14 protein-coding genes are annotated in these 14,725 nt (G+C 60.1%); 7 read left to right on the forward strand and 7 right to left on the reverse strand.

Translation table 11 applies throughout. The features are described from left to right. Nucleotides 1-15: 15 nt before the first annotated feature. The 5 genes from FPL19_RS13690 to FPL19_RS13710 form a co-directional block, all read right to left on the reverse strand. On the reverse strand, nucleotides 16-972 hold the full coding sequence (locus FPL19_RS13690) for a DMT family transporter (protein ID WP_404802828.1): 957 nt from the start codon (nucleotides 970-972) through the stop codon (nucleotides 16-18). 123 nt (nucleotides 973-1,095) lie between these two features. Next, nucleotides 1,096-2,184: a hypothetical protein gene (locus tag FPL19_RS13695; protein WP_150913148.1), complete on the reverse strand. Its 1,089-nt coding sequence runs from the start codon at nucleotides 2,182-2,184 to the stop codon at nucleotides 1,096-1,098. Nucleotides 2,185-2,304: 120 nt separating this feature from the next. Continuing rightward, complete coding sequence (locus FPL19_RS13700; protein ID WP_150913150.1) at nucleotides 2,305-3,375, reverse strand: hypothetical protein; 1,071 nt, start codon at nucleotides 3,373-3,375, stop codon at nucleotides 2,305-2,307. A 157-nt stretch (nucleotides 3,376-3,532) separates the two neighbouring features. Continuing rightward, entirely contained in the window at nucleotides 3,533-4,123 is a 591-nt protein-coding gene (locus FPL19_RS13705; protein ID WP_150914243.1) for a YceI family protein, read from the reverse strand. A 19-nt stretch (nucleotides 4,124-4,142) separates the two neighbouring features. Further along, on the reverse strand, nucleotides 4,143-4,901 hold the full coding sequence (locus FPL19_RS13710) for a CDP-alcohol phosphatidyltransferase family protein (RefSeq protein WP_150913151.1): 759 nt from the start codon (nucleotides 4,899-4,901) through the stop codon (nucleotides 4,143-4,145). A gap of 99 nt (nucleotides 4,902-5,000) precedes the next feature. On the opposite strand from FPL19_RS13710, the gene FPL19_RS13715 reads away from it, so the two are divergent. Genes FPL19_RS13715 through FPL19_RS13730 form a run of 4 tightly spaced genes read left to right on the forward strand, consistent with a single transcriptional unit; the run spans nucleotide 5,001 to nucleotide 9,355 of the window. Next, on the forward strand, nucleotides 5,001-5,993 hold the full coding sequence (locus FPL19_RS13715) for a zinc-dependent alcohol dehydrogenase (RefSeq protein ID WP_150913153.1): 993 nt from the start codon (nucleotides 5,001-5,003) through the stop codon (nucleotides 5,991-5,993). A gap of 43 nt (nucleotides 5,994-6,036) precedes the next feature. Next, nucleotides 6,037-6,435 (forward strand): 6-pyruvoyl trahydropterin synthase family protein, encoded by a 399-nt coding sequence (locus FPL19_RS13720; protein ID WP_150913155.1) that lies wholly within the window; start codon nucleotides 6,037-6,039, stop codon nucleotides 6,433-6,435. 2 nt (nucleotides 6,436-6,437) lie between these two features. Next, the gene (locus tag FPL19_RS13725) at nucleotides 6,438-8,402 is read left to right on the forward strand and encodes a glycosyltransferase (RefSeq protein ID WP_225314428.1); all 1,965 of its coding nucleotides are present in this window, start codon (nucleotides 6,438-6,440) and stop codon (nucleotides 8,400-8,402) included. After that, nucleotides 8,399-9,355, forward strand: a complete 957-nt coding sequence (locus FPL19_RS13730) for a lysylphosphatidylglycerol synthase transmembrane domain-containing protein (protein WP_150913159.1) — start codon at nucleotides 8,399-8,401, stop codon at nucleotides 9,353-9,355. The genes FPL19_RS13725 and FPL19_RS13730 overlap by 4 nt, the downstream gene beginning before the upstream one ends. On the opposite strand, the gene FPL19_RS13735 is transcribed toward FPL19_RS13730, so the two are convergent. After that, the gene (locus FPL19_RS13735) at nucleotides 9,330-10,211 is read right to left on the reverse strand and encodes a RibD family protein (protein ID WP_150913161.1); all 882 of its coding nucleotides are present in this window, start codon (nucleotides 10,209-10,211) and stop codon (nucleotides 9,330-9,332) included. The genes FPL19_RS13730 and FPL19_RS13735 overlap by 26 nt on opposite strands. A gap of 137 nt (nucleotides 10,212-10,348) precedes the next feature. Here FPL19_RS13735 and FPL19_RS13740 point away from each other — a divergent pair, with 137 nt between their 5' ends. Beyond that, the gene (locus tag FPL19_RS13740) at nucleotides 10,349-10,765 is read left to right on the forward strand and encodes a helix-turn-helix domain-containing protein (RefSeq protein ID WP_150913163.1); all 417 of its coding nucleotides are present in this window, start codon (nucleotides 10,349-10,351) and stop codon (nucleotides 10,763-10,765) included. A gap of 12 nt (nucleotides 10,766-10,777) precedes the next feature. Here FPL19_RS13740 and galU read toward each other — a convergent pair whose 3' ends face one another. Further along, the gene (gene galU / locus FPL19_RS13745) at nucleotides 10,778-11,614 is read right to left on the reverse strand and encodes a UTP--glucose-1-phosphate uridylyltransferase GalU (RefSeq protein ID WP_150913165.1); all 837 of its coding nucleotides are present in this window, start codon (nucleotides 11,612-11,614) and stop codon (nucleotides 10,778-10,780) included. A 253-nt stretch (nucleotides 11,615-11,867) separates the two neighbouring features. Here galU and FPL19_RS13750 point away from each other — a divergent pair, with 253 nt between their 5' ends. Beyond that, nucleotides 11,868-13,016, forward strand: a complete 1,149-nt coding sequence (locus FPL19_RS13750; RefSeq protein ID WP_150913167.1) for a ShlB/FhaC/HecB family hemolysin secretion/activation protein — start codon at nucleotides 11,868-11,870, stop codon at nucleotides 13,014-13,016. Nucleotides 13,017-13,163: 147 nt separating this feature from the next. Further along, nucleotides 13,164-14,711 carry a glucan biosynthesis protein G gene (locus tag FPL19_RS13755; RefSeq protein WP_150913169.1) on the forward strand — a complete coding sequence of 516 codons (1,548 nt, stop codon included), beginning with the start codon at nucleotides 13,164-13,166 and terminating at the stop codon, nucleotides 14,709-14,711. The last annotated feature ends 14 nt before the right edge of the window (nucleotides 14,712-14,725 follow it).

Below are 14,725 nucleotides of genomic sequence, written 5' to 3' on the forward strand. Positions count from 1 at the left end.
TTCGGTCAACCTCTTTCAGGCACTTTTACGGTTTCTGGTCCGGTCCCTGATGGCTTTGCGCAGCGTGGTCCAGCGGTTGATCAGCAGAGCCGCGAAAATCAGTGCGCATCCGGCCAGTTGCATGCCGGACATGGTTTCACCAAACCAGCCCGCCGCAAACAATGCCACCCAGACCGGCTCCAGCACCAGAAACACAACGCCGTGGCTATTGGCAGACAGGCTCTGGGCGTAGGTCTGGGTCAGAAAGCGCCCGGCGGTGCCGATAATGGCGCTGGCGCCGATCCAAACCGCCAGTATGGGCGGAAAGTCAGACAGGGTAGGTGCCCAGGGTTCCAGTATCAGGGATTCAACGAAGGTCACGGCGCCGACCGTAAGCAGTGCGATGGCCGTCAGGGGCAGGGCGGGCACGCGGGCCTTTTCAATGGATCGGCCGCTTCGATCGGTGCTGGTGCGCTGGTTTGCCGCCCGGGTGTTCAGGTTGAAATAAAGTGCAAAAATAAACGCCGCCACCACGAAGAACAACTGGCCTACCTCCGGGCGAAAGCCGTTGCGAAGGGAAAGCATGGCCAGCCCGGCCACCGCCACCGGAATGGCAATCCAGGTGCTGACGGGCTGGGGTTCGCGGAAGATCACCCGCGCCATAACTGGCACAATCACCACGCCCAGGCTCACCAGAAACGCCCCTTCGCCCACATGGCTGGCATGGAATAGCCCCATCACCCAGCAGCTCATGGCAATGCCGAAAACCATACCGACACCGGCGGCGCGGCGGAACTGGTCCAGGGTCAGGGCCCGTAACGCCGGAAACGCAAACGCTGCCAGAATGCTGCCCGCCAGGAAAAAGCGCATGGCCATGAACATCAGCGGCGGCATCAGTTGTACGGCTTCTTTCGAGAACATCCAGCTGATAGCGGCCATGAGGGTGACACAGACCATCAGCAGGTCTGACTTTCTTGCGTTGGGCAAAACCATTGTGAATAGACCCTGATGCCATGGGGTAGGGAGATTAAGGAGGCAAGTCTATCACGGAGGGAGGGCTCGTCCTGAGCCTGAATGCCATTCCCTGGCAGGTAGGTTATCGGGAACCCTGAAACATCAGTTGTTCAGAGTGTTGTACACCAGTGAGGACATGTCGGTCTGGCCGGAGCCGGGTACTTCCACGTACTGGTCACCGGAACCCCACCACTGCCACCAGGCACGCTGGTTGTAGGTGCGGCTGGCGAAATCAACCCGCAGCCCGTTCAGCGTGCGGTTGTTGACCACAGGCACTGACGTGTTGCCGGTTTCCGATCCCAGCACCCCACTGTGGGAAGCGCCCTCGTTCATCAGCACGGGGTAATGGTTGTAGTACAGGGCGGATGGGCCGTCCTGGCTCGAAACCTTGCCCGCCAGGCTCAGATTCGACGAGCAAGAATCGATGCCGTTGCTGGTAGTGGCACCACAGGCGGAGTGGGTGGGCACCACGCCGTCATCCGTTCCGGCAATGAACGGCTTGGTAATGCCGCCATAGGAGGAACCACCAGCGACAAACCGCAGACGCGGGATGTTGTTGGGGCTGACCGCCAGATTGCGGGCCGCGTTGGTCTGCAGGTCGTTGACCACACCCAGGCTGCCCGGCTCCGGTGTAATGCCGGTAAAGGCGCGCACGGCCTGTTTCAGGGGCCAGTTATACCAGCTGTCGTTATAGGCCACGTTCAGTGCCAGATCCGCCAGCTCGGTGCCGCCACCGGCGCCGGAGAAGTCGATGGAGGCCAGAACCTTCAGCGGGGCAAGCCCGGCGTTCTGCAACCAGCGGGCCTGGTTTTCCAGCAGATAGCGGGTGACCAGATCACCGGTGGAGTGGGAAACCACGATGCAGTAATCGTTGCACAGTCCCTGCTGGCTGATGGATCGCAGTTGCTGGTAAGCCTGCTGGGCAATCTGGCCTTCCACCCGTCCGTCGCTGCCCCAGTCGATGCGCGCATCGGCACGGGACAGCCAGAAGGTGCGCCAGTAGTCCGCGCCGGCGTTCTTAACGTCCTGAAGATTGGCTGGCGGGTTTGCCAGGTCTTCCTGCTGGAAGCCGTGAACCAGAATCACATTGTGGCCGGCAAGCTGGGCGCTGGCACTGCCAGCGAACAGACTTCCCGTGATGGCGGCCGCCGCAAGGGCAACCTTACAGGCACTTCCTATTCTTGTTTTCATAGTGTTGCTCCGTCCTTTGCTTTGTTTTTGTTGCTAGACGTTTATCCGGCGGCTGGCCCCTTGTTCGGGCTTCTTGTTGGCCGGTACTGCCCGGCGTCGGGCCGGCGCGGCGTACCGCGATCAGAACTTGTCTGCCAGCTTCTGCAGCAGGGCAGCCCGTTGCTCTGATTCTGGGTCACTCGCCGGAGTGTCCGTCAGGGACTCCAGGTCCGGCGGTGTGAAGGTGTAGCCCTCGTCAGGTCCATAGCCGTAATCGGTACGGTCGCCGGGCTGGGCGGGTAAGCGGCGGATCTGAAGATGGCGAAGCTGCAGCTTGCCTTTCAGATTCTTCCCCGCCAGCACCGAGCCGTGGGCACGAAGGTCGATAGTGTTGCCCGAGGTTTCCAGGCGCTTTTCCGCGCTCAGCAGGGCAATCGGCTGGCCGTTGTCCATCAGCTGGGCGGAGAGGGCGTAGAAACCGGACTCCCGGGCATCAAACTCCACGGGAATGACCAGGTCGTTATTGCGCACTTCGGGGTCGCCCAGCCCTGTGAAATCGCCCAGGTCGGGCTCAACGGTCAGTGTTGATACATGGCGAACGGTCTCACCGTCGATGTCGGCTTCCACAATCAGACGGTACTCGCCGGGTTCGCCTTCCGCTGTCAGCACACCCTGGTAGAAGCCGTCCTCGCTGGTCAGCTCTGTCGACTCCATGGTGTCCCGGTTTTTCGCTTGCTCAAGGGTGGCCGTCATTTGTTGCGATACCACCTGGGGGCCGGTGATTGTGGCAGCAATCAGGATGTCCTCTCCCTGTACAAAGCGGAATTTCTCGAGGGTGACGGTAAAACGGCCATCCCCGGGCAGGGGCAGGGCAATGGGCTCGAATCGGTTGCCGGCATAGGCTTCTGCCTGGGCGTCGCTTAATGGCAGGGAGTACTCGGGGTAGCGGATGTTCTCGGCATACTGCTGCGCCACATTGGCAAGCATAAAGCCCAGGGCATCGTCAGAGGGTTCCGACGGGGAGGGGGGCTGGCCGGAGTCGGCCGTCGGCGGTTGCGGAGGTTGTTGACTGCCTCCGCTGGCCATGGCCGGTTGTGATTCTGACCCGGTCAGCCATGAAAAGCTGCCGGTGTTCTCTGCCGACAGCAGATAACCGAAACCGATGGTGCTAAGTACAATGAATGCGATGGCCAGTAACAGGCGAACAGGCATTCCGGAATCCTTGTTGTTGGCTTTTTCGGCGTGGGCGCCATTTTTATTGTCCTACAATACTAGGTCGCCCGCCGATGCAACGCCAAGAATCCCGTCGCAAATGTAAACGGATGTAATCAGGCTGTGACGCGGGTCACATTGAATGACCCGCGGATGCTCAGTTCAGCCAGCCGTCGGATTTCAGATTGGCCTCGAAGCCGAATCGCATATTGACGGTGTCTCCCACCAGGCCGTTCTCCACCGCATAGGTCATGCCCCATTGGCTGCGCTTCAGGGTCGCTTCCGCGGTCATACCCAGAGTGTATTTTTCATGGGTAATGGGGTACTCGGCCGCTTTGTTCAGGGTCACGTTTACATCGACCGGGTGGGTCTGGCCAAGCATGGTCAGGTCGCCGGTCACGACGCCGGTTTTCTCGCCGGTGGGTTTGAAATCGGTCACCTTGAAGGTAATTTCCGGAAACTCGTCGCTGTTCAGGAAGTCGTCACCGCGCAGGTGGTCGTCCCGTTTTTTATGGTTGGTGTAGACGCTCTTGCTCTTGAAGGTGAGCTGGCCGGAGTCCAGCTCGTTGGTTTCCTCGTTGTACTGGAACTGGCCTTCCACTTCCTCGAACATGCCCATCACCGGGGCATACCCGATATGCTGAATTTCAAACATCATGGAGAAGTGTTCGTCGTCCACCACAAAGGTGCGCAGTTCAGCAGTCGCCTGGGAAGCCCCCAGCGTCAGCAAAAGGCCAAGCAGGCCCATGACCGGAGCTTTGAGAATTTCAAGAATCTGTTTCATGGCGTTCTCCCGAATTGGCAAACGTTTGGTACAGCCAGCGAAGGTCTGTACCGAAGGAATAGCACAGAAGTGCCAGTGCTAACATCAGCGACCAGTAGGCCAAGGCGTCCGGTGTTACGGGTACCAGGGCCACCATCAGGGTAACCAGTTGCCAGACACACACGGTTTTACGGCGAAAGCTGTCGGGCAATGGCCGGTTAATGAACGGCCAGATAAGCCCTGCCACTACAAAACCGTAGCGCATCAGCCCCAGCGCTAGCACCCACGCGCCCGCTTTATCGAGGGCCAGGATGGCAACGCAAAGCCCGAGAATAAACAGCGCATCAAGCTCCATATCAAACCTGGCGCCGAATGCCGTCTGGGTGCCGGTGGCCCTTGCAGTCCAGCCGTCAACGCCGTCAAGCAACAGAGCGATTATACTCAGTGACACATACAGCCAGAGGTAGTTCCCGGCGGCGCCGGATGGCAGTTGGCCCAGAAACGGCGCCAGGCTGACCAGGGCCAGTACCAGCACACCTCTGGCCAGGGTGACGCGATTGGCCCAGCCGAAATCCCGGCGCCGGGGCCAGAAACAGACGATCAGACCGCCGCCCACACACCCGAACAGGGCCAGCACCAGGTAGAAAACGGACCCTGGATCAAACAGCGCGCCCAGTGCCACAGCCACCGCCAGCATCAGCAGCGCGGCCAGCACAAGGTCTGCGGCAAGAGGCAGATAGAATGTCGGGGAACGGGAATCCATCGTCAGCCCTCGGCGTATTCCTCAAGCAGAGTGTATTGTTCAGTATACGGCAGTCATGGAATTTTGATCTCAATCGAGATTAAGGATAGGCAACAGATTATGGCAAATGCATTCTGGGTCACCGGTCCGGGACAGGGCCGGATTGACGAAACCAGCGTCAGCCCAGGCTCCCCGGGCCAGGCCGACACGGTTCTGGTTAAAACCCGTTTTTCTGGAATCAGCCGTGGTACGGAATCCCTGGTGTTTACCAACCAGGTACCTGAATCCGAGTTCCAGACCATGAAGTCACCATTCCAGGAAGGGGAGTTTCCCTACCCGGTGAAGTACGGCTATGCCAACGTTGGGCGGGTAACCGAAGGGCCGGAGGACCTCAGGGGGAAAAGCGTGTTCTGTCTTTATCCCCATCAGGATGAATACCGTGTGCCGGCATCCGCGGTGATTCCCCTGCCGGAGGGCCTGCCAGAGTCCCGGGCCGTGCTTGCAGCGAACATGGAAACCGCCGTTAACGGCCTGTGGGATGCAGCGCCGGTTGTCGGCGAGCGAATCGCCGTGGTGGGTCTGGGCGTTGTTGGCTGTCTGGTGGCCTGGCTGGCCAGCCAGATTCCGGGTACCCGTGTAACAGCCATTGATGTGAACCCCCGCAGGCGGGCGACCGCAGAGGCTCTGGGGCTGAATTTCGCCACCGGTTCAGAAAACGATGACCACGATTTGGTGATCCACGCCAGTGGTCATCCGGGCGGGCTCGAAACAGCCCTTGGCCTGTGCGGGCCGGAAGCCCGGGTGATTGAGATGAGCTGGTACGGGGAACAGTCAGTCCCGGCGCCCCTGGGCAGGGCTTTCCACTCCCGCCGGCTGACCATACGTTCCAGCCAGGTGGGGCAATTGAACCCCAATCAGCGCCCGAGATGGGCCCACTCCGACCGAATGAAGCTTGCGCTGCAGCTACTGACTGATCCACGACTGGACTGCCTGATCAGCGGCGAAAGCCGTTTCGAGGATCTGCCCCGGGCCATGGCCAGTCTGTCGGGCCATGTGGATGACCCGGCCATGCCCTCGGCGGCGGACACCCTTTGCCATCGCATCGTTTACTGAACTTTCAACAATCCTCCACAGACACTTCTAAAAGGACACCGGTATGTTTTCACTAACCGTCAGAGACCACATGATGATTGCCCACAGTTTCAAGGGCGAGGTATTCGGCCCGGCCCAGAACCTGCATGGCGCGACCTATGTGGTGGACGTTACCTTTGAGCGCAAGGCCCTGGACGAGGACGATCTGATTGTCGATATTGGCCTGGCGTCGGACGTGCTGTCGTCGGTGATGGCGGAATTCAACATGCAGAATCTGGACGAGTTGCCGGCGCTGGCCGGGCGCAATACCACCACCGAATTCATGGCCGCCACCGTGTTTGACCGCCTGGCAAAAGCGATTCACGAAGGTCGGCTGGGGGAAACCGGAAAAGGGCTATGCGGCATGAAAGTCACACTGGGCGAATCCCATGTGGCCTGGGCCAGCTATCACGGCGAACTTTGATTGTGCTCGGCAGTAGCGATCAGCCTGTGCTGTTTCTGGTGCCCGGCGACCCCGGTCAGAGAACCGGGGGCTACCGGTATGTCAGCCATCTGGTCAGCGCTTTGAATCAGCGAGGCCTACGCGCCAGCGTCGAGGGGTTGGAGGGTCGCTTTCCCATTCCAGACGCGGCCGCGGAATCATCGATGGATTCCGCACTTTCGGCCTGTCAGGACGGTGCACGGGTCGTATTGGATGGCCTGGCGATGGGCGGGATGCCGGGGGTGCTGGAGCGACACGCCGGGCGACTGGAACTTGTGGCCCTGGTTCATCATCCTCTGGCGGATGAAACCGGCCTGGGTGAAGAAGACAGAACCTTTCTTTTTGCCTCGGAAAAACGCGCGCTGGCAGTTGTCAGTGGCGTGATAACCACCAGCCAGCATACGGCGGAACGCCTGAGGGATTTTCAGGTGGCGCCCGAGCGGATTAAGGTCATCGAGCCCGGGGCGGATACGGTTGCATCCGCTCCTCCAGTCGCCGATAGGGCACCTGACCGAACGCCTGAAAGAACACCGGAAAGAGTCGAGCTGCGTCTTCTCTGCGTTGCCAGCCTGTCTCCCCGCAAAGCCCAGCACCAGCTTGTGGAAGCGCTCAGTGAATTGCAGCACCTGCCCTGGCGTTGCACCCTTGCTGGCTCTACCGAACGTGATCCGGCCTACAGCCAGCAACTGGCTGAACAGATCTCAGCGGCGGGGCTGGGCGAGCGTATCACCCTGACCGGCGAGCTGGATGACGCGGCACTGGCGGACCATTACCGCAACACGGATCTTTTTGTGCTGCCGTCGCTTTATGAAGGCTACGGCATGGTGATTGACGAGGCCCTGGCAGCAGGGCTTCCGGTGATTACCAGTGACGGGGGAGCCCTGGCCAGCACTGGCAACCGCCCCGGGGTCCGCCAGTACCCGGCGGGTTCCGTCATGGCCTTGTGCAATTGCCTGGAGCTTTGCCTGACCGACCGGAAAGCTCTGATGGAGATGGCCGATGCCGTGCAGCAGAATGCTGGCGCCATCCGCCACTGGTCCGATGCGGCCGCGGAATTTGAAACCGTACTCAAGCGGCAACCCCCGCGATCCAGCCCGGGCAAAGACCATAGCCAGTTCGATCAGAACTGGCTGGCCCTGCGGGAGCCGGCGGACCATCAGGCGCGCAATCGCCAGCTACTGGCCCAAGTTCAGGACTGGTCGGCGGAGCGCACGCAGAACCCGGCCCACCGGCAGGCTACGCTGCAAATAGCGGATCTGGGCGCCGGCGCCGGTTCAAACGGCGTGTTTCTCAGCGCTGCACTCGCGGGCAAACAGCACTGGACCCTGCTGGATCAGGATCCGCTTCTGCTGGCGCAAGCCCAGGGGCGCCTGGCGCCGCTGGTGGACAGTCTGGATATCCGGCAATGCACGCTAGAGGCGAACAACCTCGCCGAACGGATTCCGGTGGAAACCGACCTGATAACCGCCTCGGCGTTGATCGATCTGACCTCGGCGCCCTGGCTGGACGCCCTGGCAAAAACAGCAAAGGCCCGGCAGGCCGCGGTGTACATCGTCCTCAGCTACGCCGGTGAATTCCGCCTGAATCCGGAACACCCGGACGATAACCTGATCCGTTCCCTGGTAAACGACCACCAGCATGGGGACAAGGGCAGCGGAGCGGCACTGGGCCCGGACGCGACGGAATATCTGAAGGAACGGCTTCAGGACCTGGGCTATCAGGTAGCGGTCGCGTCCAGCCCATGGAAGCTGAACAGAGACCACCAGGCCCTGCAGGCCGCCCTGATATCTGGCTGGTGCGAAGCTGCACTGGAGCAGAACCCGGCACAGCGGTCGCGTATCAGAGACTGGCAGGCTGCGCGGCTATCGGCGGCGGAGCAGGGCGGGCTGGCGACTGAGGTTGCCCATCACGATCTGTTTGCCTGGCCCGGAACCGACGCGACCCCATGAGTGACTCACGTCCCTCTGTCATCCGGGTGCCGCTCGCCGCCCGATGGTTGCTGACTCTGGTATTTCTCGGCTTGCTGGGCTGGTTCCTGGATCTTGAACAGTTAGTGGTGGAACTGTCCCGGTTCTCCCTGCTGGCGGTGGGTATGGCCCTGCTGGTGTCTGTAGCGCAGGTTGCGCTGTCGGCCTGGCGCTGGCGTTACACCGCGCGCCGCCTGGGCCTGGGGCTGACCATGAAAGCCGCGGTGACCGAGTATTACCTGGCCATGTTCCTGAATCAGTGCCTGCCCGGAGGCGTGATGGGGGACGTTAACCGCGCCTGGCGTCACGGTAGCGGTTCCGGCGAGCGGCAGAAAGCCTTGCATGGGGTGATGATCGAGCGTCTGTCCGGGCAACTGGTCATGTTTGCGGTGGCGGTTTGCGGTGGCTTCTGGTTGATCGCGGGCCATCCCGACCTGCAGATGCTGGCGGACAACTGGGCTAACGGCGTCATCGGCCCTGCGCTTGTGCTGATTGCTGTTTTCGTGTTGGTGCTTGGCCTCGGTAGCAGGGCCTGGCAAGGGCTGAGGCGCTATCTGGCGACTCTGGGCCGGGACATCTATCGCGGGTTGCTCAACCCGAGAAGTCTGCCGCTGCAGATTGTGTCGTCGCTGCTGGTGGTGGCCAGTTACCTTGGGGTTTTCTGGCTGCTGGCTGCCAGTGGTCGGGAAGGTATGAGCGCGGAACAGACACTGACCCTGCTGGCCCTATGCAGTCTGCTGTTGCTGGCGATGGTGATTCCTCTCACCGTCGCGGGGTGGGGCGTTCGCGAGGGCGCGGCGGCAGTTCTCTGGCCCCTGGCCGGGCTACCGGCGGAGCAGGGGGTCGCACTGAGTGTGGGATACGGGCTGACGGTTCTGCTGTCCAGCCTGCCCGGTGGCCTGTTTGTGTTCAGCCGTGCTTCAGCCGGTCGCTGAAATCCAGATCAAACAGCATGTCGCTGCCCAGATCCACCATGTTGGCGGAAGGGCGCAGGGCACTGTCCAGTTTTTCAATCTCCGGCAATGAAAAGGCAGGGCGCCCACTGCCAATTATCATGGGCGCCACCATCACATGAAGGTGATCCAGAAGGCCTGCGTTCAGAAAACCGGAAACGGTCAGGCCGCCGCCCTCGATAAACAGCCGACGGAGCCCGAAATCCGCCAGAACCGCCAGTATTCTGTTCGGTTGGGTCTGTTCCTCGCTGCCCAGGCATGGGACGTCCAGCACACCGTTTGCGGGAAGCGTCTTCTGGCCCGGCTCGTAGTCTCCCGCCACCAGGCGCAGGGTCGGGGACTGCTGGTCGGTAAACACGGTATGGGAGTCGGGCACCCGCCTGTTGCGGTCGATCACAACCCGTACCGGATTGGGCCCGCTGGCCAGGCGCACGGTGAGCCGGGGGTTGTCTTCAGAGGCCGTACCAGCCCCCACCACCACCGCATCACAGACCGCTCGCAGGCGGTGAAGGTGTAGCAGGCCGCCTTCACCATTGATGTATTTCGAGGCGCCGGTGACGGTGGCAATCCGGCCATCCAGGCTCTGGCCCATCTGCCCCACCACGATAGAAGCGGCGTTCTCCGGCAGATGGCGGCAAAGGGGCAGGAAGGTGGTCAATAGCTGCAGGGCCTCCGAATCGGCGGGAATGCGCAGATCCCAATGCCCGTTTTCGCCGATATCCAGCACCTGCTGGGTGCTGTCATCGGGCGGAATTGTGGCGTTGCGTTGGTCCACCGCCGAAAGAATTAGCTGCCAGGCGGTGTCGATGTCCAGAATGTCCAGAGCTTTTGCAGCCATTGCGTCTGTTCCCGTCAAAAGAAGTGTCGTCGGCCCTGCATGGATTGACGTCAGATTGTCCGTATCGCTTAATGTACGCTAGATTTCGGGTTTGATTCACTCCACAAGCGCCATTGGTCACAGAGAGCTATTCAGCTATGCGGTATCTGCAAAGTTTTCATCGCCGTCTCAGGCAGATTCGCGACAAGTCGCAACTGACCAGAGAGGATGTTGCCAGCATCTGCAATGTCGGTGAAGACCGGGTGGCAAGCTGGGAGGCAGAGGATAGCCGGCAGCGAACCTACCCGGGCGTCACCGAGCTGCTGGACCTGTGCATACGCACGGAAACGGCCGTGGATGAGTTTCTGGATCTTGATGATACCGGGGACACCGGCCAGCTTGAGTTGCCGGGGCTGACGTTTACTCGCGGGGATGATCTTTCGACCGCATTGAAACAGCTGGAGCAGGAGATAAAGCGGGTAGAGCTTTCCGATGAGGAAGCCGAGTTGCTGCGCCGGTTCCGTAAAACCTCAGCCGAAAACCGGCGCATGATTCTTCAGATTCTGGGCCGTTAGGCCCAGGGCAGCTTATTTGCCCTTCTTGTAAATGTTCTCGTAAACATAGTTGGTCGCTTCCACAAAGCCGTCAATGCTGCCGCAGTCGAACCGGCGACCCTTGAACTGGTAAGCCAGCACGCAGCCGTTCTTCGCCTGTTCCAGCAGCGCATCGGTAATCTGCACTTCGCCATTCTTGCCGGGCTCGGTACGCTCGATAATGTCGAAAATGTCCGGCGTCAGAATGTAACGGCCGATAATGGCCAGATTGCTGGGAGCATTTTCCGGGCTGGGCTTCTCCACCATGTCAGTAATGCGGTAGAGCCCGTCTTTCATCTCTTCGCCGGCAATCACGCCATACTTGTGGGTTTCGTCCGCCGGCACTTCCTCAATCGCCACGATGGAGCAGCGGAACTGGTTGTACAGCTTCACCATCTGCGCCAGTACTCCGTCCGAACCTTCATCCGCCACGCAGAAGTCGTCTGCCAGCACCACGGCGAACGGGCTGTCGCCCACCAGGTTGCGGCCGGTAAGGATGGCATGGCCCAGGCCCTTCATTTCATTCTGTCGGGTAAACGCGAAGGAGTTGTTGTCGATCAGGTCCCGGATGGACGTCAGCAGGTCTTCCTTGCCTGACCCGGCAATCTGGTGTTCCAGCTCATAGCTGATATCGAAATGATCTTCGATGGCCCGCTTGCCGCGACCGGTCACAAAGCCGAATTCGTGCACCCCTGCTTCCGCAGCTTCTTCAACGCCGTACTGGACCAGTGGCTTGTTCACAATGGGCAGGATTTCCTTGGGCATCGCCTTGGTGGCGGGCAGGAAACGGGTGCCGTAGCCGGCAACGGGAAACAGGCATTTTTTGATCATGTGAATTGTCCTTCTGCTGATACACAGGTGTTATCCATAAAGTGTGCCGAGTTTAACCAAGTTATCTGGCGAAATGCAGGGGTGACTCGCCGATTGTTTCTGAAACATTAAGATACAACTTTCATACACTGCGATAAGATTCTGTTTTTGATGAACATTAAATTTGTAATTTTTGGCAATAAGCGCTGTTTTTTAGCGCGGGTCTTTCCTAGAGTATACGTAATACTGCCAACGACCCACCGAGGCGTCTGTTTTGCGAATTCCTTGCCTACTTGCACTGTTGTGGTGCGCGCCCGTTGGCGCTGCGTCACTGGCGGACCTGGCCAGCAGGGCGCCGGTGAATCCCATCATGTATCCCATGAGCCTGCTTCGGTCGGTGTCCGGCTATCTGGCGTCGCAGCTTGAGTTCTCCGGCAACTCCAACCAGACCAGTGACGCCGCCAATGGCCAGCTCCATATGGTCGGCAGTAATCTGATTATGGCCAGCCACGATCTGGCACTGGATTTTCACGATTCGGTGTCCCGTCGCAATGGCAGTGAATCCCAGAGCCTGCGGGTGCGCTATGCCTTCCCGGTAGCGGGCGGTGATTTCAGCCTGGCACTGGAGGAGTCGGACCACGCCGGTGAGGTCAGCAGTGGCGACCAGCGATTCGACGCCCAGGGCGAGTACCGGGCTTTGTCCTTCTCCGGCAGCCGGGCCCTCTGGTCCGGACGGGGTCTGGAGCTCGACAGTGTGTTCAGCCATTCTTCAGGCTCAAGCAGCGCCTATCAGGATTCGGAGTGGGTGAGTGATTCCAGCCATCAATCGTCCCGCGTCGGCCTGCGGTGTTCAGGCCAGCGGGAATTGCCGGGCGGCTTCGTGGCGGGCTCCACTCTGACCGCCATGGGCGGTTGGGAAAGCTGGGAATCCGAGAGCGCGGATGACTCAAGCTCTGGTGGTTCCCGCTACCACAAGCTGGCCTTTTCAGCGTCACTGAACCGATCGTTTTATACCTGGGATTTTGGCGTTGATGGCCGCTATCAGTTCGCGCCAGAGGATCTGGCGTCTTCCGAGTACCTGCAGGTGGCCGGTCCGTCCATGATGCGGGGCTTCAATGGCCAGTCAAAGTACGTGTCCGAGGGCGGTTGGTTCCGCGTGAATGCCCGCAGCCCCGGCTACCCGGTACCCTTCACCAATGCGTTCAATTCCTACCTGGCGGTATCGGTTTTGAAAGGCTGGTCCGCTGAGTCAGACGCGGGCGATGAGGCGTTCCGCGCCAGCACCGGTGAAATCTCCCTCCGCCTTCAGGGGCAGGACTTTAACGCCAGCGTAAGTGTCGGCCAGATACTGGATCTGTCAGGCCAGGCCATGCAGCGCCCCGCAAGCCCGGATGTTTCCTTGACCATGGCCATGCGAATCTGAGGGTTTCGTAATATTCGGCCGGTTCCCCGAATCTTTTGTCCATTCCCGTGTAAAATTCGTATAAAGCGCTTACAAAGATGTCACTTGAGGTCAGTACCGCCTCAAGTGCTACATTCACGTCACGAAAAAAAATCGGGAAATTTTTGCATGAGAGGTTCAGGACTAACCCTAACCGGCCTGTTGCTTTGTCTGTTTGCCGCCTTGCCCTCGCTGGCCGGTGCTTTCGGCCTGGAGGACGTGGCAACCAAAGCAAAGGCCCTGGCGCAAAAGGAGTATCGCGCCCCCCAGCCGGCACCGGAGTTTTTAAGGGCGCTGGATTACCAGGCCTATCAGTCGATCCGGTTCAAACCGGAGGCCAGCCTGTGGCGTCGGGGCAGATCCCTGTTCCAGATCATGATGATTCCCCAGGGCAGCTTCTACCGTCACCAGGTCAAGCTTAATGTCATCGACCGCGAAGGCGTTCATCCCCTGGCGTTCGAGAAAAGCGACTTCGACTACCCCAATTCCGAACTGGCAAAACGCATCCCCGCAGACCTGGGCTACGCCGGTTTTAAACTGACTTTTCCGCTTTCCGGCGAGGGCGAGCAGAACCAGTTTCTGGTGTTCGGCGGAGCCAGCTATTTCCGTGGCGTGGGTACCGGCCAGCACTTTGGCCTGTCGGCGCGGGGGGTCGCGGTTGATACCGGCCTTCCGTCAGGGGAAGAGTTTCCTTCCTTTACCGAATTCTGGTTGGAGCGTCCCGCCGGGGGCAGTGACACCATGGTGGTTTACGGGCTACTGAATGGCCCCAGCCTGACGGGTGCTTACCGCTTTGTTATCGAGCCCGGTGAGAGTTTACAGATGAAGGTCCAGTCGAAGCTCTTCTTCCGCGACGACATTGATCAACTGGGTCTGGCACCGCTGACCTCCATGTTCTATTACGGTGAAAACACTGTTCGCCCCCGGGGTGAATGGCGGCCACAGGTTCATGATTCCGACGGCTTGCTGGTGCACAACCGCGAATCCGGTGAATGGCTCTGGCGGCCGCTGCTCAACCCGTCGCAACTGCAGTTGAGTTTTCACCAAGTGAAACAGTTGGACGGGTTCGGCCTGATCCAGCGGGACCAGAAGTTCCACCACTTTGAAGACAGCGAGGCCCGCTATGACCTGCGCCCCAGTGCCTGGGTACAACCAGTCGGGGAGTGGGGCCCGGGATCGGTTGTGCTGGTGGAGATCCCATCCAACGCCGAATCCAACGACAACATTGTTGCATTCTGGAAGCCCGACCAGCCGGTAAAGGCGGGGCAAGAACTGCCGTTCGAGTATTCCCTGGCCTTTGGTGAGCCGGGGATTACCAGCCATCCCGCCGGCCGGGCGATCAACACTTTTCTTGGCGATGGCGACCGCATAGGTGGCGGCGACGAAGCCGGTGCCTATCGGTTTATCGTTGATTTCAAGGGCGGGGCGCTTGGCGGGCTCAAGCCTGAGTCGCCGGTTGTCAGTAAGGTCACCGGCGGCGATGGCGTTGAGGTCATCGAACATTTTGTTGAGTATATCGAGGCCCGGGATGCCTGGCGTCTTTCGATACTGGCTCGCCCGGCGACAAATCGACCGCTGGCACTGAGAGGGTTTCTCAGCCTGGATGATCAGCCGCTGACCGAAACCTGGACCTATTCGCAGGCTCCCTCAACGGGACTTCGAGCCAATTCCGAATAGCGCCGCTAAGGACA

Source organism: Marinobacter halotolerans (assembly GCF_008795985.1).
GTDB lineage: Bacteria > Pseudomonadota > Gammaproteobacteria > Pseudomonadales > Oleiphilaceae > Marinobacter > Marinobacter halotolerans.

Bases quoted from the DNA above. Each gene is read 5' to 3' on its own strand.
- FPL19_RS13700 (WP_150913150.1), bottom strand. From the start codon at position 3,375: ATGCCTGTTCGCCTGTTACTGGCCATCGCATTCATTGTACTTAGCACC.
- FPL19_RS13730 (WP_150913159.1), top strand. From the start codon at position 8,399: ATGAGTGACTCACGTCCCTCTGTCATCCGGGTGCCGCTCGCCGCCCGA.
- FPL19_RS13705 (WP_150914243.1), bottom strand. From the start codon at position 4,123: ATGGGCCTGCTTGGCCTTTTGCTGACGCTGGGGGCTTCCCAGGCGACT.
- FPL19_RS13720 (WP_150913155.1), top strand. From the start codon at position 6,037: ATGTTTTCACTAACCGTCAGAGACCACATGATGATTGCCCACAGTTTC.
- FPL19_RS13740 (WP_150913163.1), top strand. From the start codon at position 10,349: ATGCGGTATCTGCAAAGTTTTCATCGCCGTCTCAGGCAGATTCGCGAC.
- FPL19_RS13695 (WP_150913148.1), bottom strand. From the start codon at position 2,184: ATGAAAACAAGAATAGGAAGTGCCTGTAAGGTTGCCCTTGCGGCGGCC.
- FPL19_RS13690 (WP_404802828.1), bottom strand. From the start codon at position 972: ATGGTTTTGCCCAACGCAAGAAAGTCAGACCTGCTGATGGTCTGTGTC.
- galU (WP_150913165.1), bottom strand. From the start codon at position 11,614: ATGATCAAAAAATGCCTGTTTCCCGTTGCCGGCTACGGCACCCGTTTC.
- FPL19_RS13715 (WP_150913153.1), top strand. From the start codon at position 5,001: ATGGCAAATGCATTCTGGGTCACCGGTCCGGGACAGGGCCGGATTGAC.
- FPL19_RS13755 (WP_150913169.1), top strand. From the start codon at position 13,164: ATGAGAGGTTCAGGACTAACCCTAACCGGCCTGTTGCTTTGTCTGTTT.
- FPL19_RS13735 (WP_150913161.1), bottom strand. From the start codon at position 10,211: ATGGCTGCAAAAGCTCTGGACATTCTGGACATCGACACCGCCTGGCAG.
- FPL19_RS13710 (WP_150913151.1), bottom strand. From the start codon at position 4,901: ATGGATTCCCGTTCCCCGACATTCTATCTGCCTCTTGCCGCAGACCTT.